The organism is Streptomyces sp. NPDC037290 (genome assembly GCF_055603245.1).
The window spans coordinates 381,642-400,199 of the sequence record NZ_JBVJVZ010000004.1 but is presented as its reverse complement, the minus strand read 5'-3'; the positions used below and the strand labels follow the sequence as shown (position 1 = coordinate 400,199).

The 18,558-nt window shown below is 72.8% G+C and carries 17 protein-coding genes; 7 read left to right on the top strand and 10 right to left on the bottom strand.

The features are described from left to right. Positions 1 to 223: 223 nt before the first annotated feature. Both ACZ7HQ_RS16830 and ACZ7HQ_RS16825 read left to right on the top strand, forming a co-directional pair. On the top strand, positions 224 to 547 hold the full coding sequence (locus ACZ7HQ_RS16830; RefSeq protein ID WP_470990034.1) for a hypothetical protein: 324 nt from the start codon (positions 224 to 226) through the stop codon (positions 545 to 547). Between the two features lie 228 nt (positions 548 to 775). Continuing rightward, on the top strand, positions 776 to 1,375 hold the full coding sequence (locus ACZ7HQ_RS16825) for an ATP-binding protein (protein ID WP_470990031.1): 600 nt from the start codon (positions 776 to 778) through the stop codon (positions 1,373 to 1,375). A 136-nt stretch (positions 1,376 to 1,511) separates the two neighbouring features. Here ACZ7HQ_RS16825 and ACZ7HQ_RS16820 read toward each other — a convergent pair whose 3' ends face one another. From ACZ7HQ_RS16820 to ACZ7HQ_RS16810, 3 genes are read right to left on the bottom strand one after another with little or no spacing between them, the layout of a single operon-like run. Further along, positions 1,512 to 4,073 (bottom strand): ABC transporter permease, encoded by a 2,562-nt coding sequence (locus ACZ7HQ_RS16820; RefSeq protein ID WP_470990027.1) that lies wholly within the window; start codon positions 4,071 to 4,073, stop codon positions 1,512 to 1,514. Beyond that, a complete protein-coding gene (locus tag ACZ7HQ_RS16815; protein ID WP_470990025.1) occupies positions 4,070 to 4,819 on the bottom strand; it encodes an ABC transporter ATP-binding protein in 750 nt (249 codons plus the stop codon). The genes ACZ7HQ_RS16820 and ACZ7HQ_RS16815 overlap by 4 nt, the downstream gene beginning before the upstream one ends. Continuing rightward, on the bottom strand, positions 4,816 to 5,106 hold the full coding sequence (locus ACZ7HQ_RS16810) for an SHOCT domain-containing protein (protein WP_470990690.1): 291 nt from the start codon (positions 5,104 to 5,106) through the stop codon (positions 4,816 to 4,818). Before ACZ7HQ_RS16810 ends, ACZ7HQ_RS16815 begins: the two co-directional genes overlap by 4 nt. A gap of 167 nt (positions 5,107 to 5,273) precedes the next feature. Between ACZ7HQ_RS16810 and ACZ7HQ_RS16805 the strand changes: the two genes are divergently transcribed. From ACZ7HQ_RS16805 to ACZ7HQ_RS16795, 3 genes are read left to right on the top strand one after another with little or no spacing between them, the layout of a single operon-like run. Further along, the gene (locus tag ACZ7HQ_RS16805; protein WP_470990022.1) at positions 5,274 to 5,873 is read left to right on the top strand and encodes a TetR/AcrR family transcriptional regulator; all 600 of its coding nucleotides are present in this window, start codon (positions 5,274 to 5,276) and stop codon (positions 5,871 to 5,873) included. Between the two features lie 29 nt (positions 5,874 to 5,902). Next, positions 5,903 to 6,487 carry a DUF4865 family protein gene (locus ACZ7HQ_RS16800; RefSeq protein WP_470990020.1) on the top strand — a complete coding sequence of 195 codons (585 nt, stop codon included), beginning with the start codon at positions 5,903 to 5,905 and terminating at the stop codon, positions 6,485 to 6,487. Then, positions 6,484 to 7,395 (top strand): phosphotriesterase family protein, encoded by a 912-nt coding sequence (locus tag ACZ7HQ_RS16795; protein ID WP_470990018.1) that lies wholly within the window; start codon positions 6,484 to 6,486, stop codon positions 7,393 to 7,395. Before ACZ7HQ_RS16800 ends, ACZ7HQ_RS16795 begins: the two co-directional genes overlap by 4 nt. Before the next feature lie 77 nt (positions 7,396 to 7,472). Here ACZ7HQ_RS16795 and xdhC read toward each other — a convergent pair whose 3' ends face one another. The 5 genes from xdhC to ACZ7HQ_RS16770 form a co-directional block, all read right to left on the bottom strand. After that, on the bottom strand, positions 7,473 to 8,282 hold the full coding sequence (gene xdhC / locus ACZ7HQ_RS16790) for a xanthine dehydrogenase accessory protein XdhC (RefSeq protein WP_470990015.1): 810 nt from the start codon (positions 8,280 to 8,282) through the stop codon (positions 7,473 to 7,475). A gap of 1 nt (position 8,283) precedes the next feature. Beyond that, the gene (gene xdhB / locus ACZ7HQ_RS16785; RefSeq protein WP_470990013.1) at positions 8,284 to 10,731 is read right to left on the bottom strand and encodes a xanthine dehydrogenase molybdopterin binding subunit; all 2,448 of its coding nucleotides are present in this window, start codon (positions 10,729 to 10,731) and stop codon (positions 8,284 to 8,286) included. Beyond that, positions 10,728 to 12,197, bottom strand: coding sequence for a xanthine dehydrogenase small subunit (locus ACZ7HQ_RS16780; protein ID WP_470990011.1), 1,470 nt, complete (start codon positions 12,195 to 12,197; stop codon positions 10,728 to 10,730). Before ACZ7HQ_RS16780 ends, xdhB begins: the two co-directional genes overlap by 4 nt. Positions 12,198 to 13,080: 883 nt before the next feature. After that, on the bottom strand, positions 13,081 to 14,319 hold the full coding sequence (locus tag ACZ7HQ_RS16775) for an ROK family protein (protein WP_470990009.1): 1,239 nt from the start codon (positions 14,317 to 14,319) through the stop codon (positions 13,081 to 13,083). A 36-nt stretch (positions 14,320 to 14,355) separates the two neighbouring features. Continuing rightward, complete coding sequence (locus tag ACZ7HQ_RS16770; RefSeq protein ID WP_470990006.1) at positions 14,356 to 15,000, bottom strand: alpha-ketoglutarate-dependent dioxygenase AlkB family protein; 645 nt, start codon at positions 14,998 to 15,000, stop codon at positions 14,356 to 14,358. 80 nt (positions 15,001 to 15,080) lie between these two features. On the opposite strand from ACZ7HQ_RS16770, the gene ACZ7HQ_RS16765 reads away from it, so the two are divergent. Together ACZ7HQ_RS16765 and ACZ7HQ_RS16760 are read left to right on the top strand one after the other, a co-directional pair. Next, positions 15,081 to 16,214 (top strand): methyltransferase, encoded by a 1,134-nt coding sequence (locus ACZ7HQ_RS16765; protein WP_470990689.1) that lies wholly within the window; start codon positions 15,081 to 15,083, stop codon positions 16,212 to 16,214. A 145-nt stretch (positions 16,215 to 16,359) separates the two neighbouring features. Further along, entirely contained in the window at positions 16,360 to 16,692 is a 333-nt protein-coding gene (locus tag ACZ7HQ_RS16760; RefSeq protein ID WP_470990004.1) for a transposase, read from the top strand. Here ACZ7HQ_RS16760 and ACZ7HQ_RS16755 read toward each other — a convergent pair whose 3' ends face one another. After that, complete coding sequence (locus ACZ7HQ_RS16755) at positions 16,693 to 17,553, bottom strand: class II fructose-bisphosphate aldolase (protein WP_470990001.1); 861 nt, start codon at positions 17,551 to 17,553, stop codon at positions 16,693 to 16,695. A gap of 24 nt (positions 17,554 to 17,577) precedes the next feature. Beyond that, positions 17,578 to 18,459: an SIS domain-containing protein gene (locus ACZ7HQ_RS16750; RefSeq protein ID WP_470989999.1), complete on the bottom strand. Its 882-nt coding sequence runs from the start codon at positions 18,457 to 18,459 to the stop codon at positions 17,578 to 17,580. Between the last annotated feature and the right edge of the window lie 99 nt (positions 18,460 to 18,558).

The following is an 18,558-nucleotide window of genomic DNA, read 5'->3' as shown; positions in this document are numbered from 1 at the left end:
TCGGGGGCGCATTTGGCGGGAGTGCTCCGGGCAACTGTCCCAGGCGCCCCGCGTGTACTGGTGCTCCCGGACGCATGGGGGCAGACTGCACGCGTGGGGACGGTCGGCCCCGGGGCCGTGGCGAGCCCGCCGGGCGACGCGGGGCGGACGGGAGTCGGCGGGCAGGCCCTGACGAGGGCGCACACTGGATCGCGACAGCACACGGGCAAGGGGGCGGCGAAGGATGGCGGAGCCTGAGTTCACGGCCAAGGGCGTGCGGATCGGCAAGCGGCTGCGTTCGCTCACCCGGGCCGGGCAGGTCCGGATCAACGACGGCAGACTGGAGTTGCTCACCAGCTACGGCAGCGAGATCGACAGCGCTCCGGTGCAGGCGGTGCGTGCCTCCAAGCCGTGGTTCGGGCCGGAGGACAAGGCGTTGGCCGACCTCAACGGCAAGCGGTACCTGCTGACGCTGGGCGGGCAGGATCCCGCTCCGGGCGAACCCGGGCCGCCCGCGGCCCGGCGGTTCATCGAGGCGGTGCGGCGCGCCGCCGGGCGCGGCGGCTGAGGACGTACGTCGCACACCCCGAGCAGCGGCCGGTAGCGGCGAGTTGCGGGAGCGCATCCGCTGCGTCACGCTGGTCTCACGTCACTCTGGGTTTACCGGCGATAACGCTGCGAACCAGCCCGCCGGCCATGACAGCAGGCGGACGTTTGGACGCAAGCACCCTGCTGGATCCGTTGTTCTCCGTGTTCTTCCGGTCCGTTCGGACCTCTACATCGGGGAGTCGCAGCCGTGATCAGTCACCCGAGCAGGCACTGCACGGTGGAGCTCCAGGCCCTGCCGTCGCGGATCGGCCAGGTCCGCAGAATCGTATCTGCGCAGTTGCGCTACTGGCACATGGACGCGTTGATAGACCGGGCCGCCCTCGGTGTGACGGAGTTGCTGAGCAACGTCCACCGGCACGCGAGGCCCGACAAGTCGTGCACGGTCGAGCTGGAGCTGGCGCCGGACCGGCTCACGGTCTCGGTGCGGGACAACGATCCACGGCTTCCGGTGCTGGCCGACGCCGCACGCACGCCCGACGCCACGCCGCTCGCCACCTGCGGGCGGGGGCTGGCGATGGTGGCGGCGGTGAGCGAGAGCTGGGGAGCCCGGCCGGACGGCGAGAACGGCAAGGTCGTCTGGTTCACGCTGCCCGCCCCGGCGGTCGTACGGCCGCATCCGGCCGGCGTGCCGCGCCGCGCGGCGCAGACACGGCCGACGACCAAACCCGTCCCGGTCCGCGCCACGGTACCCGTGGCCGCCGCGGCGCCCGTCGCCTCCGGAACTCCGGTCGGTACCGCGGCTCCCGCTCCCGCGGTGGCGCACGTGTCGGGCGTGACCGGGACCTAGGCTCCCGCCGAGTCGGCCGTTCCGAGCCGGTCGGGCGGACCCGCGGCTCCGCAGCGTGGACGCGGCCGGCCACCCGCGCACCCGCACCCGGTCCCCACCGACCCGGCGGGCGGGCGCCCCGGCCGTCGCGACGCGGTCACTCCGTCGCGATGGCCCGCAGCACGTCCAGCCGGGCCGCACGGCGTGCGGGGCGCAGGCCCGCGAGAGCCCCGGCGGCGAGGCCGACGAGGGCCACCACCGCCAGCCGCGCGGGCGGGAGGGCGAAGGCGAACGCGGTGTCGCTCGCACCGTCCGAGGCCTTGACCAGGACCCAGCCCAGGAAGGCACCCAGTCCGAGTCCGCCGGCCGTGCCGAACGCGGCGACCAGGACCGACTCCCAGCGGACCATGGCCCGCAGCTGGGCGCGGGTCTGGCCGACGGCCCGCAACAGGCCGAGTTCCCTGGTGCGTTCGTGCAGCGCGAGGGTCAGCGTGTTCGCGATGCCGAGCAGGGCGATGAGCACAGCCAGGGCGAGCAGCGCGTAGACGAGGGTGAGCATCATGTCGATGCCGCCGGCCGACGACTGCGCGTACTCGTCGCGGGTCTGCACCTCGGGTTTGCCGTACCGGTCGGCGACCTCGCGCACCGCCGCCTTGCCCGCCTCGGCGCTCACCCCGGGCTTGAAGGTGACGGCGACGAGCGTGTCCGCGTCCTGGGTGCGGTGCGGAGCCCAGGCGGCGCGGGTGATGACGTAGTCTCCGGCGAGTTCCGACTGGCCGTACACGGCCCGGACGGTGAAGTTTTCGCTCCTTCCGTCGGTGAAGGTCAGGCGGGCGGTGTCGCCGGTGCGCAGATGCTGCCGGTCGGCCTCCGTCCGGGTGATCGCCATGCCGTCGGCGCCGAGGTCGCGCAGGGAGCCGGTGACCGTGCCGAGGTCGAAGGTGCGGGCGAGTGCCGCCGGATCGGTGACGGTCAACGCCCTCCCCTTGCCGTCGACTTCCGCCACCCCGCGGCCGAGTCCCACGGCCGTGTCCACCTCGGGCAGCCGTTGGAGGGCGGGAGCGAGCCGGGGGCTGAGCCCGCTGCCGCCCGCGCCGAAGGACGGGCTGCTGACGGCGACGTCACCGGCGAAGGAGCGGGCGACCGTCTGGTCCATCGTGGCCTTCAGCGAGGCACCGAAGACGGTGAACAGCGACACCACGGCCACACCGATCATCAGCGCGCTCGCGGTGGCCGCTGTCCGCTTCGGGCTGCGCAGGGCGTTGCGCCGGGCCAGCGAGCCGGTCACCCCGCGCAGCCGGTCCAGGGGCACGCCGAGCAGTCGTACGGCCGTGGTGGCGGCGACCGGGCCGAGGACGACGAACGCCGCCAGGGCGAGCAGTGCGCCCAGCCCCGCCAGCCACACGGACGGTGTGACGAGCACGCCGGCGAGGCTCGCGGTGAGCGCCGCCGCACCGAGGACACCCCCGGCGATCGCACGGACGCGGGAGGCGCCCGAGGCGTCGACGGCCGTCTCGCGCAGGGCGGCGAGCGGCGCGGTGCGTCCGGCGCGCAGGGCCGGCAGGAGCGCCGAGCCCAAGCAGACCACGAGGCCCACCGCGAGCGGCAGCAGCATCGACAGGGTCGTGACGACCAGGTCCCCGTCCGGGAACGGGAATCCGATCGCCGGGAACAGCGCCTGGAGGCCTGCTGCGATGCCGATGCCGCCCGCGAGTCCGGTGAGGGACGCGGTGAGCGCGACGAGGCAGGCCTCGGCGAGTGCGGTGGCGGTCACCTGGCGCCGGGCCGCGCCGAGGGCGCGCAACAGTGCGTTCTCGCGGGTGCGTTGGGCGACCACGATCGCGAACGTGTTGTGGATGGAGAAGGTGGCGACGAGCAGCGCGACACCGGAGAAGACGAGAAGGAGGGTGGTGAAGACGGTCAGGAACTGGCTGGAGATCATGTCGGTGTTCTCCTGCGCCGACTGCTGACCGGTGATGGCCTCGACGCCCTCGGGCAGCACCGGGGCCAGCCGGCGGACCAGGTCCTGCTGGCTGACCCCGGGACCGGCCCGCACCGCGATGCTCGCCGCCTGTCCGGGCCGCGCGGTCAGGTACTTCTGGGCGTCCGCCTCGGTCATGCCGGTGAACGTCACCTGGGCCATGCCGTCCTGGCCGCCGAAGGTGGCGAGCCCCACGACGGTGACCTTCACCGGGTCCGGGGTGCGCAGGACGGTGGTGTCACCGATCTTCAGGCCGCCCTTCTTCGCGGCGCCCCGGTTCACGACGACCTCGCCCGGCGCGCCGGGGGCGCGGCCCTCGGCGATCCGGTACGGGTTGAGCCGTGGGTCCGTGATCCAGTTGCCGGCGAGAGTCGGCGGTCCCTGCCCGCCGACGGGTCGTCCGTCGGAGCCGACGAGCTGGCCGGCGCCCTGGATGTCCGGGGCGGCAGCGGCCACGCCGGGGACCCGCTCGATGGTCTTCACCAGCGAGGTGTCCACGGGCCGCCGTACGCCCTGGGCCTCGCCGGGTGTGGTGATGGCGTCGGCGCCGCGTACGACGGCGTCCGTGCCGCTGGTGGCCTCGCCGAACATGCTGCCGAAGCTCGCCCGCAGCGTGTCCCCCATGACGAGGGTGCCGGTCAGGAACGCGACGCCGAGGAACACGGCGAGGAAGGTGCCGGCGAACCGGCGCCGGTGCGCGCGCAGGGAGGTGAGGCCGAGCCGGAGCGATGCGTTCATGTCCGCACCTCGAATGCCTTCATGCGGTCCAGGACCCGGTCCGCGGTGGGCGACTGGATGCGGTCGACCAGACGGCCGTCGGCGAGGAAGAGCACCTCGTCGGCGTGCGCGGCGGCCACCGGGTCGTGCGTGACCATGACGACGGTACGGTCCGTCTCCCGTACGGCGGAGCCGAGGAGGATCAGGACCTCGGCGCCGGAGCGGGAGTCGAGGTTTCCGGTCGGCTCGTCGGCGAAGACCACGTCGGGCCGCCCGGCGAACGCCCGTGCCACGGCGACCCGTTGCTGCTGGCCGCCGGAGAGCTCGGAGGGGCGGTGGTGCAGCCGGTCGCGCAGTCCGACGACGTCGACGAGCGTGTCGATCCACTCCTGGTCGCCGCGCCTCCCGGCCAGGTCCAGCGGCAGGGTGATGTTCTCGGCGACGGTCAGCGTCGGCACCAGGTTGAACGCCTGGAAGACGAAGCCGAGCCGGTCGCGGCGCAGCAGTGTCAGGCGGCGGTCGTCGAGGGCGCCGAGTTCGGTGTCGCCGATGTGGGCGGTGCCGGAGGTGAGCGTGTCGAGGCCGGCCGCGCAGTGCAGGAGGGTGGACTTGCCGGAACCCGAGGGGCCCATGATCGCGGTGAAGCGCCCGGCGGGAAAGGAGACGTCGACGCCGTCCAGGGCGCGTACGGCGGTGCCGCCACCGCCGTACACCTTGACCGCGTCCACCACGCGGGCCGCCGCCCGCGGTGCGGTCGTCGTGGTCATGCCGCGCCTCCCTTGCCGGGGCGGCCGAACTGCTCCTCCAGGACGGACATGCGGCGCCAGTACTCGTCCTCGTCGATCTCGCCGGAGGCGAAGCGCCGGCCGAGCACCGCGAGCGGCGAGTCGCCCGCCGGGCGTCCGCAGTCCATGAGCCGCCAGGGGCCGCCGCGGCCGCGCCGGGCGGTGCGGCGCAGGAAGGTGACGGCGCCGATCACGACGGCCGCCCAGATCAGCGGGAAGAAGAGGATCCACGGGCCGGGCCCGCCGTCCCAGTTCGCCAGGGTCTGCATCTCGGGGTCATCTCCGTTGGTCGTCCCGGTCTTCGGTGATGCCACGAGACTCCCGCCGGCAGGGGGTCCGGGTCGTCGTGCGGCCGGCGGCAGTGCGCGTACCTCCCCGGGAGTACGGCGGTGGGTGTCGGCTGCTCCTCCGGGACCGGCGAGCTGTAACTACTAGTATGTACAGTAGCGGTATGAGCACCCCGGAACGACTGATCGAGTCCACCCGCGAGCTGCTGTGGGAGCGCGGATACGTGGGCACGAGCCCCAAGGCGATCCTGGAGCGCGCGGGCGCGGGCCAGGGCAGCATGTACCACCACTTCAAGGGCAAGCCGGACCTCGCCCTGGCGGCGATCCGGCGTACCGCCGACGAGTTGCGCGCCACGGCGGAGCGCGTCCTCGGCGGACCGGGCACGCCGTACGAGCGGATCGAGGCGTATCTGCTGCGCGAACGTGACGTGCTGCGCGGCTGCCCGATCGGCCGGCTGACCATGGACCCGGATGTGATCACCAGCGACGAACTGCGCGCGCCGGTGGACGAGACGATCGGGTGGATCCGGAAGCGGATCGCCGGGATCGTCGAAGAGGGCAAGCGGCAGGGGCAGTTCGCGCCCTCGCTGGACGGCGAGGAGATCGGCGCGGCCGTCCTCGCGACCGTACAGGGCGGCTACGTCCTCGCCCGCGCCTCCGGCTCCCCCACCGCCTTCGACGCGGGCGTCCGGGGCCTGCTCTCCCTGCTCGCGCCCCGCACGGGCGGAGCCGTCGAATCCCGGTCCTGACCGGCCCGGCCACACGGAAGGACCGCCTGATGCACGCCATGCAGTACGAGTTCACCCTGCCCGCGGACTACGACATGGGCGTCATCCGCTCCCGCGTCGCCCGGGTCGCCCCTCTGCTCGACGACTGGGACGGCCTCGGGATCAAGACGTACGTGCTGCGCGAGCGCGGGGTGCACGGCTCGCCGGTGAACCAGTACGGGCCGTTCTACCTCTGGAACACGACGGAGGGCATGAACAGCTTCCTGTGGGGAGGTGCCTTCCAGGGACCGGTCGACGACTTCGGGCGGCCGGCGATCCGGCAGTGGACGGGCCTGGCGTTCGAGGAGGGCGCCGCGTCCGGATCCGCGCCCGCCTTCGCCGTGCGCCGACGCCAACCCGTCCCGGAGGGCGTGGAGTTGGCGGCGTACATGGCGGACGCGGCGGCCGAGACCGGGCAGTTGGCGGCACAGGACGGCGCGGTCCTCGCGGCGGCGGCCGTGGACACGCGCGCGTGGGAGCTGGTCCACTTCTCGCTCTGGGAGCACGACGCGCCCAGGGCCGAAGGTGATCTCTTCCAGGTGCTGCACCTGTCCGCGCCCGGCCGGGACCGGCTCCCGCGCGGGCGGCACTGGTGAGCCGCGTCCGTACGGTCCTCGGTGACCTCCTTCCCGAGGAGCTGGGCGTGTGCGACGCGCACGACCATCTCTTCCTGCACAGCCCGCAGTTGCCCGGCCAGGAGCTGAACGACCTCGCGGCGGCGCGAGCCGAACTGACCGCGTTCCGGGCGGCGGGCGGAGCGGCCGTCGTGCAGTGGACGCCGTACGGCATGGGACGGCGGGCCGCCGACCTGCCGGAGCTGTCCCGGGCCACCGGTGTACGGCTGGTCTGCGCCACAGGACTGCACCAAGCAGCGCACTACGACACCGAGTTGCTCGGGAGACTGCGCGGCGCCGACCTCGCCGGGCTGTTCGTGTCCGAGCTGTCCGACGGCATCGGTACGACCGGGGTGCGGGCCGGTCTGATCAAGGTGGCGGGCGGCTTCCACGCGCTCGACGCGCACGCCCGGTGGACCATGACGGCGGCGGCCGAGGCGCACCACGCCACGGGCGCGCCCATCGCCGTGCACCTGGAGCTGGGCACCGACGCGCTGGACGTGCTCGACCTGCTGTGCGGCGAGCTGGGCGTGCCCGGTGAGCGGGTGATCCTCGGCCATCTCAACCGCTTCCCCGACCCGGCGGTGCAGCGGCAGGCCGCCGACTCGGGCTGCTGGCTGGCCTTCGACGGTCCCTCCCGCGCCCACCACGCCACCGACTGGCGGATGCCGGAGGCGGTACGGGCGCTGGCGGCGGCCGGCTTCGGCGACCGGCTGCTGCTCGGCGGGGACACCGTGGTCGCCGGGGCCCGCTCGGCGGACGGCGGACCGGGGATGCCGTACCTGCTGCGCAGGGTCCGGCCGCGGCTGGTGGCCGAGTTGGGCGCGGAGTCGGTGGACCGGATCCTCACGGAGAATCCGGGGCGTGCGTTCGCGGTCGACTGGGCGTGAGCGCCAGGAAACCGAAGGGGTGCCCCGCGTGTGCGTTCGCACGAGCGCGGGGCACCCCTGTCGATCCGTTCGGGGCGTCAGTTCCCCTCGGTTTCGAACGTGCGCAGCAGATCGGCCGCGACGCTCACCGCGATGGTCGCGGGTTCCTTGCCGGTGATGTCGGCCAGCCCGATCGGGGTCTTGATCCGGTCGATGGTGGCCTCGTCGTGGCCGCCCTCGGTGGCCAGGCGCTTGCGGAACCGCACCCACTTGGCCGCCGACCCGATCAGTCCGATGGAGCCGAGATGGGCGGTGCGCAGGGCGGCGTCGCACAGGGCGGCGTCCTCGGCGTGATCATGGGTCATGATCAGGATGTGGGTGCCGCGCGGCAACTCCTCCAGTACCTCCTCCGGCAGCAGCGGCGTGTGATGCACGTGCACCTGTGCCACCGCGTCCGCCAGCACGTCGAGCCGCTTCTCGGCGAGGACGTCGGAGCGGGAGTCGGTCAGATGGAGGTCGAGGTCCTGACGTGCCAGGATGCGCGCGAGTTCCAGACCGACGTGTCCGACGCCGAAGATCGCCACCGCCCGTACCACCGGCAGTGGTTCGAGCAGCACCGAGACCGTGCCGCCGCAGCACTGCACGCCGTGCTGGTTGGTGACCTTGTCGTTCAGGGCGAAATCGATCAGCTCCGGCTCCGGCTTGGACGCGGCGATCATCTCCCGGGCCCGGTCGATGGCGACGGCCTCGACATTGCCGCCACCGATCGAGCCCCATGTCTCGCTCTCCCCCACGACGAGCTTCGCACCGGCGTCGCGCGGGGCGTGGCCGCGCACGGTCGCGACGGTCACCAGCACGCCGGACTCCCGGCGTGCTCGCAACCGTGCGACCGCGGCGACCCACGTCATGTCAGGCACCGCTCAGCGCTTTTGCGTCGGTGCGGATCCTGCCGTTGGCGGCGTTCCCGTTCCCGGCCTGGCCGTTGGCGGCAGACCCGTTCACGGCGTGACCGTTCTGCGAGGCGTCGCCCTGGCGAGCCGCCTGGATCGCCCAGTACACCGCCTCCGGCGTCGCGGGCGAGGCCAGGTCGACGCTGACCCCGCTCGGCCCGAACGCCGCGGCGGCCTGCCGCAGCGCTTCTCGCACCGAGAACGCCAGCATCAGCGGAGGCTCACCCACCGCCTTGGACCCGTAGACCGCGCCCTCTTCGGTGGCGTTCTCCATGAGCGTGACGTTGAACTCCTCGGGCATCTCCGAGAAGCTCGGCAGCTTGTAGGTGCTCGCCGCCTGAGTCTGCAGCCGGCCGCGGTGCGGCCCGTCACTGGTGTCCCAGCGCAGGTCCTCGAGCGTCAGCCAGCCCGCGCCCTGTACGAAGCCGCCCTCGACCTGACCGATGTCGATCATCGGGGAGAGGCTGTCGCCGACGTCGTGCACGATGTCCACGCGCCGGATCCGGTACGCGCCGGTGAAGCCGTCGACCTCCACCTCGGTCGCCGCGGCGCCGTGGGCGAAGTACTTGAACGGCGAGCCCCGGAACGTCTTCGCGTCCCAGTGCAGCCCCTCGGTCCGGTAGAAACCGGACGCCGACAGCTGGACCCGCTGGAAGTACGCGGTGTGCACCAGGTCGTCCCAGGCCAGCTCCTTGTCGCTGCCCAGGGCACGCGCGACGCCCTCGACGATGCGCACGTCCGAGGCGTTCGCGCCCAGCTGGGTGGCGGCCACCTGCAGCAGCCGCCCGCGCAACTGCTCACAGGCGTTCTTGATCGCCCCACCGTTGAGGTCCGCACCGGAACTGGCGGCGGTGGCCGAGGTGTTGGGCACCTTGTCGGTACGCGTCGGGGCGAGGCGCACCTTGTGCAGCGGGATGCCCAGCGTGGTCGCGGCCACCTGCATCATCTTGGTGTGCAGGCCCTGGCCCATCTCGGTGCCGCCGTGGTTGATCAGGACGGAGCCGTCCTTGTAGATCAGCACCAGCGCGCCGCCCTGGTTGAAGGCGGTGAGGTTGAACGAGATACCGAACTTGATGCCGGTGACCGCAAGGGCCCGCTTGGTGTGCGGGTGCGCGGCGTTGAAGGCGGCGATCTCGCGCTTGCGGTCGGCGATGCCGGCGTCGTCCTGCACCTGCTGCCAGATGGCGGAGATCCGTTCGGCCTGCGTGACCGGCTGTCCGTACGGCGTCGTCTGCCCCTGGCCCGGCCGGTAGAAGTTGCGTTCCCGCAGCTCCATGGGGTCCAGGCCGAGCTGCGGCGCGCAGCGGCCCAGGATGTCCTCGATCACCAGCATGCCCTGCGGTCCGCCGAAGCCGCGGAACGCGGTGTTGGAGACCGTGTTGGTCTTGGCGATGCGACCGGCGACGCGCGCGTTGGGGATCCAGTACGTGTTGTCGATGTGGCACAGCGCGCGGGCCAGGACCGGCTCGGACAGGTCCAGGCTCCAGCCGCCGTCCGCGACCAGGGTGGCGTCCAGGGCCTGGATACGGCCGTCCGCGTCGAAGCCGATCTTCCACGTGGCGTGGAACCCGTGACGCTTCCCGGACATGGTCAGGTCCTGGGTCCGGTTGAGCCGGAACCGGACCGGCCGACCGGTCAGCTTGGCGCCGAGCGCCGCCACGGCCGCGAAACCGTGCGGCTGCATCTCCTTGCCGCCGAAGCCGCCGCCCATCCTCAGGCACTGCACGGTCACCTCGTGGGCGGGGACACCGAGCACGTGCGAGACGATCTCCTGGGTCTCCGACGGGTGCTGGGTGCTGCTCTGGATGAACACCTGCCCGTTCTCGTCGACCTGGGCCAGCGCCGCGTGCGTCTCGAGGTAGAAGTGCTCCTGGCCCGAGAACTGGAACTCGCCGGTGAACACGTGCGTGGAGTCGGCGAAGCCCGCGTCGACGTCGCCGTGCACCATCAGGGGCTGGGCGCCGTGATAGCTGCCCGCCGCGATGGCCTCCTTCAGCGTGACCACGGACGGCAGTTCCTCGAGTTCCACCTCGACGGCCGCCGCACCGAGCCGGGCCGCCTCCAGGGTCTCACCGAGCACCCAGGCGACCGCGTGGCCGTGGAACATGACCTCGTCGGGAAACAGCGGCTCGTCGTGCTTCATACCGGCGTCGTTGACGCCGGGCACGTCGGCACCGGTGAGGACTCGCACCACCCCGGGCACGGCGAGCGCGGGCTCGGTGCGCAGCGCGGTGATCCGGCCGCGGGCCTTCATGACCTGGACCGGGTAGGCGTGCAGCACGTCCTTGGTGCGCTGGACCAGGTCGTCGGTGTAGAGCGCGGTGCCGGTGACGTGCAGGAAGGCACTCTCGTGCGGCATCGAGACGCCGACGACGGGCTTCTCGGGGCGCTCGGACAGATGACTCATGACGACACCGCCTCGGTGGTCTGTGCGTGCAGCTTCAGCAGGCTCTGGCCGAGCATCGCGGAGCGGTAGAGGGAGCTGGCGCGATGATCGTCCATCGGTGTGCCCTCGCCCCGCAGCACCCGGGCCGCGGCCTCGACGATCTCCGCCGACCACGGCTTGCCCTCCAGGGCGGCCTCGGTGGCGAGCGCGCGGATCGGGGTGGCGGCCACGCCGCCCAGGCCGATGCGCGCCTTGCGGACGATCCCGTCCTCGATGTCGAGCGCGAAGCCGACCGCGACGCTGGAGATGTCGTCGAAGCGCCGCTTGGCGATCTTGTGGAAGGCCGTGACCGGCGACAGCGGCAGCGGGATGCGCACCGCGCGGATCAGCTCGCCGGGACGGCGCACGCTCTGCCGGTATCCGGTGAAGTACTCGGCCAACGGGACCACGCGCTCACCGTCGGCGTCGGCGAGCACCAGCGACGCCTCGAGGGCGAGCAGCACCGGCGGGCTGTCACCGATGGGCGAGCCGGTACCCAGGTTGCCGCCGAGCGTCCCGCTGTTGCGGATGAGCCGGGAGGCGAACTGCGGGAACAGCTCCGCAAGGAGCGGGACGTCACCGTCGAGGCGGCGCTCGATCTCGGTGAGCGTCACCGCCGCCCCGATCTCGATGTGGTCGGACTCGACGCGCAGCTCACGGAGTTCGGGCAGCCGGTCGATGGCGACCACGCACTCGGCCCGGCGGGAGCGGATGTTCACCTCGACGCCGTAGTCGGTGGAGCCGGCGACCACCACCGCGTCGGGCCGCTCGCGCAGCAGCTGCAGCGTTTCGGCCAGGGTTTCCTTCCGCAGGAACGTGCTGTCGTCCTGGGTGTACTCGGTGGCCACCGGTGCGGGCGGGGCCTCTTCGCGACGCCGCGCCAGCGGGTCCTCGTCCGTGGGCTCACCGACGGCGAACGCGGCATCGCGGATCGGGCGGTAACCGGTGCAGCGGCACAGGTTTCCGCTCAGCGAGTGCAGGTCGAAACCGTTCGGGCCGTGTTCGGCGTCAGCACCGTGGGCCGAGTCCGAGTCCGTGTGCGCGCAGCGGTCGGGCCGGTAGTACTCGGAGGCCATGCTGCAGACGAATCCCGGCGTGCAGTACCCGCACTGGGAGCCGCCGCGGACCGCCATCTCCTCCTGCACCGGGTGCAGGGTCGGCGGCGTGCCGGGTTCGCCGGGCGTGGCGAGGCCCTCGGAGGTGATGACCTCCTGGCCGTCGAGTGCCGCGGCCGGGATCAGGCAGGCGTTGACCGCCACCCAGTCGGTGGGCTTGTTCACCCCGGGGCGGGCCACCAGGATCGAACAGGCGCCGCACTCACCCTCGGCGCAGCCCTCCTTGGTGCCGGTGAGGCCACGGTCGCGCAGAAAATCCAGTGCCGTGGTGTGGGGCGCAGCCGGTGAAATCGGTGTTTCTTTCCCATTGACCGTGATCCGCGCGCCTACCATGACGGGCCTTCGTTTCGGAGCGCGATCGATCGATTCATCATGTTCGCCAATTTCAGGCAGCTTTCTGTGTTCAGACGCGCCACGTGACAGAAGCGGGCGCAAAACGGCACGCGACAGCGCCGTGCCAGAAGGTGGTGACGGGAAACCCGGAGAGTGCCACGGACGGGCACATCAGGACGGCGTGCTCAGCAGCCGTGCGCGATCCGACCCGGAACCCAGACGGTGCTGTGGGCGAGGCGACCAAGATCAGAGCTGATGTACATCTGCTGGTCGCCTCCTTCCGGTAGTTATGGGTCGACTTCCATCGCAAAATAGTGGGTGCGACCACCGAGGTCAAGAGGTTGGCCTCGGTCTCTATGGGAGGATCAGCCAGGGCGCCGCATCCTCGCCCCGCACCCACTCGGCGGGCCGCGCATCAGGTGCAACGCGACCTCGGCGTCAGGTCGTTGGGCGGTGCCGCCGGGCAGCCGCCAGCGGCCCGGGGCCGCCTGTCGGGGGCGCCATCCGGCCCACGATCAGCCGCCCGCCGCGGGCCGGCTGCAGCACGGACACGAAGAGTGACGGGCCTCCCGAGAGCATCGGGCATCTGGCGCAGGACTCCCTGACCCGTTCGCCGAACGACGGCCGCCCGACAGCTCCGGCGTCACCGACTCGACCAGGCGGACGCACCCCCGCGGATCGTGCCGCACCCGGCCGCCCGGCCGGTTCGCGCCCGCCGCGGGCCGTACTCGCTCGAATCGCCTCCCCCGGACCCGGTCCGTCACGGAACCATGACGCTCCGGCACCGGTCCCTCGCCGAGCCATGCCGGCCCCACAGCTCCGGCACCCCCGACTCGACCAGGCGGACGCGCCCCCGCGGGCAGGGGATCACCGCCACGAGCGGTTACCGCAGCGCACCCAGCGGATCGTCCAGCACCGGCTGCCAGGCCAGCTCGGCCGCGCCGACGAGGCTGTTGTGGTCGAGCGTGCAGGGCAGGATCGGTACGCCGCCGCTCTGGCCCCACAGGCTGCGGTCGGCGACGACCGCGCGGAGCCGGGCGGGGTCGGCGTCCAGGAGGGTGCGGTGGAGGCCGCCGAGGATGATGCGGTCGGGGTTGAGGATGTTGACCAGGCCGGCCAGGCCCAGGCCGAGGCGGTCGATCAGGGCCTCGGCGGCCGTACGGACGGCCGGGTCGGCGTACTGGGTGCGCAGCAGGTCGTCGGCCTGCTGGAGCAGTGACACCTCGGGGCCCGGCTCGCGGCCGGCCTCGACGAGCAGCGCCAGCGGGTCGGCCTCGACGTCCAGACAGCCGCGGCTGCCGCAGTGGCAGGGGCGGCCCTCCGGGTTGACGGTCAGGTGACCGACCTCCAGGGCGAGACCCGAACTGCCCGTGTGCAGACGGCCGTCCAGGACCAGCGCCCCGCCCACGCCCCGGTGCCCCGTGGCCACGCACAGCAGGTCGCGGGCGCCCCGCCCGGCGCCGTGCCGGTGTTCGGCGAGCGCGGCGAGGTTGACGTCGTTGCCCGCGAACGCCGGGCCGGTGATGCCCGCGCCGCGGACGCACTCCGCGAAGATCCGGCGGACGGGGGCGCCGACGGGCCAGGCCAGGTGGAGGGGGTTGAGGGCGAGGCCCTCGGGTTCGGCCACGGCGGACGGTACGGCGAGGCCGGCCCCGACACAGCGGCGGCCGGTCGTGCGGAGCAGTTCGGCGCCCGCCTCGACGACCGAGCGCAGCACCTTCGCCGGGTCGGCGTCGACGGTCTCGCAGCCGGGCGCGGTCGCCACGATCCTCCCGCCGAGGCCGACCAGCGCGGCCCGGAAGCCGTCGGAGTGGACCTGCGCGGCGAGCGCCACCGGGCCGTCCTCGGCGACCTCCAGCCGGTGCGAGGGACGGCCCTGGGAGCCGGCCGGGGCGCCCGGCCGTGCGTCGACCCGGATCAGCCCGAGCGCCTCCAGCTCGGCGGCCACCGCCCCCGCCGTCGCCCGGGTGACCCCGAGCTCCGCGGTGAGCACGGCCCGGGTCGGCGCCCGCCCGGTGTGCACCAGCTCCAGCGCGGGTCCGAGCGCACCGCGCCCCCGGTCCAGCCGCGCCCTCGAGGTGGTCCTCTCCCCCGCCGTCCGGGGCTCCGCGTTGCCGCTCATGAGGGCGAGTCTCCCATGATCCGCAGGTGCGGCGGCCTACAGGCCGCTGACCCGAAGCGTGATGTTGAGACGTCCGGACAGGCCCAACCCGGTCGGCGCGGTGCCCCCGTACACCCGCGGCACCCCGTGGTAGGCGAGCCGCGAGGGCCCGCCGAACACGAACAGGTCGCCGCTGCGCAGCTCGACATCCGTGTAGGGCTTGGCCCGGGTCCCGGTGTTCCCGAACCGGAAGACACAGGTGTCGCCCAGGCTCAGCGACACCACCGGCGCGTCCGCGTGCTCGTCGCTGTCCCGGTGCATGCCCATGCGGGCGTCGCGGTCGTAGAAGTTGATCAGCGCGATGTCGTACGCGTACGGCTCCTGCGGGCCCAGCGCGGCGACGGCTGCGCGCCGGCCCAGCTCACCGAGCCAGGCCGGGAACGGTTTCACGGGCGCGCCGTCGCCGTCGACGACCGTACGGGCGTAGGCGTAGGGGTACCAGTGCCAGCCCAGGCAGACCTGCCGGGCGGTCATCGTGCCGCCGCCCGGTGTGCGGACGGTGCGCAGCCCGGCCGGCGGCCGCGCCCACTGGCGGCAGGCGGCGAGCAGCTCGCGCTGCCGGCCCGTGTCCAGCCAGTCCGGGACGTGCACGGCGCCCGGCGCGACCTGTGCGCGCTCCCTGGGAAACAGCTCCGCGTCCACACGCTCCATCGTGCCGCAGGTCCGCCCCACCATCCCTGAGCTGCGGCTCGGCTAGCCTGGGAGGCACGATGAGCGACCGTATGACGACACCGTGGGGCGAGATCGAGCTGTCCCGCTTCCCCGAGGGTCCCCGCGACCGGCTGCGCGCCTGGGACGCCTCCGACGCGTATCTGCTGCGTCACCTGGCCGAGGAGGAGGTGCCGCTCACGGGCTCGGTCGTGGTGCTCGGGGACCGCTGGGGTGCGCTGGTCACGGCGCTCGCGGAGCACCGGCCGACGCAGATCACCGACTCCTTCCTGAGCCAGGAGGCGACCCGGGCGAATCTGGCGCGGGCCGGTGTCGAGCCCGGTGCGGTCCGGCTGTCGACCACCCAGGATCCGCCGCCGGAGCGGGTGGACGTGCTGCTGGTGCGGGTGCCGAAGAGCCTGGCGCTGCTGGAGGACCAACTGCTGCGGCTGGCGCCCGCCGTGCACGCGGGCACGGTGGTGGTCGGCGCGGGCATGGTGAAGGAGATCCACACCTCCACGCTCCAGTTGTTCGAGCGGATCCTCGGGCCGACCCGGACCTCGCTGGCCCGGCAGAAGGCCCGCCTGATCTTCTGCACCCCGGACCCCGCGCTGCACCGGCCGGCGAACCCGTGGCCGTACGGCTACGCGCTCCCGGACGGCATCGGGGCGGCCTCCGGTGGCACGGTCGTCAACCACGCGGGCGTCTTCTGCGCCGACCGCCTCGACATCGGCACCCGGTTCTTCCTCCAGCACCTGCCCGGACCGGGTGCGGGCCGCGTGGTGGACCTCGGCTGCGGCAACGGCGTCGTCGGTACGGCCGTGGCGCTGGCGGACCCGGCGGCCGAAGTGCTGTTCGTGGACGAGTCGTTCCAGGCGGTGGCCTCGGCGGAGGCGACGTACAAGGCGAACGGGGTGCCCGGGCACGCGGAGTTCCGGGTCGGGGACGGGCTGGCCGGGGTGGCGCCGGGCAGTGTGGACCTGGTCCTGAACAACCCGCCGTTCCACTCCCACCAGGCGACGACCGACGCGACGGCGTGGCGCATGTTCACGGGGGCGCTGCGCTCGCTTCGGCCGGGGGGTGAGCTGTGGGTGATCGGGAACCGTCACCTGGGGTACCACGTGAAGCTGAAGCGGTTGTTCGGCAACAGTGAACTGGTGGCGAGCGATCCGAAGTTCGTGGTGCTGAGGGCGGTCAAGAGGGCCTAGCCCGACTCTGTCGGGGATCTTGGAGTCTCGCGGTGCGGCAACATGGTCAACGGGCATGCTCGGGTGGTTCCGATGACCGATGCGGTTGTCGAGGTGCCCGTTGTCCCTGCGCCCGCGTTCCGGTGAGCGTGTCCCGCCTCTGACCGTGCGGGTCGCGCGGGCGGGTAACCCGGGTGGCACGACGGCCATATGGGTGCGCGACCGGCTGGATGGACTGTGGTGTGACGAGGACTTCGCCGACTGGTACCCGCGTGATGGGCGTCCGGGTCTCTCGCCTGCTCAACTGGCCACCGTCTGTGTCCCGCAGCTCCTGCTCGGCCTGTCGGACCGGCAGGCCGCCGAGGCGGTCCGCTGCCGCATCGGCTTCGAGTACGCCATGGCCATGGAGCTGGACGACCCCGGCTTCCACCCCAGCGTGCCGGCCGACTTCCGAGACCGCCTCGCCGAAGGCGACCGAGCCGACCGCCTCCTCTGCTGATCAGCCCCCGGTCCCGGTGAGGACCCCGATGATCCGCCGCACCTCGGACGCCATCGCCTCCCTGCCCACACTCAGGTACTTGCGCGAGTCGACGGCCTCCGGGTTGGCCGCGAGGAATCCCCGGATGGCGCCGGTCATGGCCACGTTGAGCGCCGTGCCGACGTTGACCTTGGCGATGCCGCCGGCGACCGCCGTGACCAGTCCCTCGTCCGGTACGCCGGAGGAACCGTGCAGCACGAGCGGGACGGACAGCGCGGCGGACAGGCGTTTGAGCAGGCCGTGGTCGAGGGTGGCGGTGCGGGTGGTCATCGCGTGCACACTGCCGATGGCGACGGCGAGCGCGTCGACACCCGTGCCGGTCACGAAGTCGTGCGCCTGGTCCGGGTCGGTGCGGGCCCCCGGTGCGTGGGCGTCCAGCGCAGACCTGCCGTCCTTGCCGCCGATCTGGCCCAACTCCGCCTCGATCCAGAGCCCTTGGGCGTGGGCCCAGTCGGCGGCGGCGCGGGTGGCGGAGAGGTTGTCGGCGTACGGCAGCCGGGCCGCGTCGTACATCACCGAGGTGAACCCGGCGTCGGGCGCCTGCCGCAGCAGGTGGTCGCTCTGTACGTGGTCCAGGTGCAGTGCGACGGGTACGGCGGCGCGTTCGGCGACGGCGACGGCCGCCCGGGCCAGCGGCAGCAGCCGCCCGTAGCGGTACTTGACGGCGTTCTCGCTGACCTGGAGGACGACGGGCGCGCCGGCCGACTCGGCGCCGGCGACGACGGCCTCGACGTGTTCCAGGGTGATGACGTTGAACGCGGCGACGGCGGAGCGGGTGCCGACGGCGGCGGCGACCAGTTCGCCGGTGGATGCGAGGGGCACGTGAGGTGTCCTTCCGGGCGCTGGTCAGGGGGCCAGGATCACCGAGCGGGTGAGATGGCGCGGCTGGTCGGGGTCGAGGCCGCGGGCGGCGGCGACGGCGAGCGCGAGCCGCTGGATTCGGACGAGTTCTGCGAGCGGGTCGAGCCCGCCGTCCAGCCACAGCCCACCCGTGGCGCGGACCTGTTCGGCGAGCCCCTCGGGGGCCTGGCCGAGCATCCAGGTGGCCGTGCCCTCGGTGGTGATGCTGATCGGGCCGTGCCGGTACTCCATCGCCGGATACGCCTCGGTCCAGGACAGCGAGGCCTCGCGCATCTTCAGCCCGGCCTCGTGGGCGAGCCCGACGGTCCAACCGCGCCCGAGGAACGTGAACTGGGTGCAGGCGACCAGTGCTTCGGGAAGAGGAGTGACGAGGGCCGTGCGCGCGTCGGCGACCACGGAGTCGGTGTGCAGGCCGAGATGGGCGCGCAGGAGGGTGAGGGCGGTGGTGGCGAACCGGGTCTGCACGACGGAGCGTTCGTCGGCGAAGCCGAGCACGACGAGGTCGTCGGCGGCGGCCATGACCGGAGCGGCCGGGTCGCCGGTGACGGCCGTGGTCCGCGTCCTGCCCTTCAACTGCGCGAGCAGCTCCAGTATTTCGGTGGTGGTGCCGGAGCGGGTGAGGGCCACGACCCGGTCGTACGACCGCCCGTGCGGGAACTCGGAGGCCGCGAACGCGTCGGTCTCGCCCTGGCCGGCGCCCTCCCGCAGACCGGCCACCGCCTGCGCCATGAAGTACGAGGTCCCGCACCCCACGACCGCCAGCCGCTCCCCCGGCCGGGGCAGCGCCGCCCGGTACCGCGCCGCCTCCTCGGCCGCCCGGGTCCAGCACTCCGGCTGGCTGTTCAGCTCGTCGTCGACATACGTCATGTCCACACCCTCCCCCTTGTTGATTGTTCCTGCAAGATATAGCGAGCTTTCGAGCATAATCAAGCATTCGGGCGTGGAGTGGGTGCGCTAGGGTCGCGG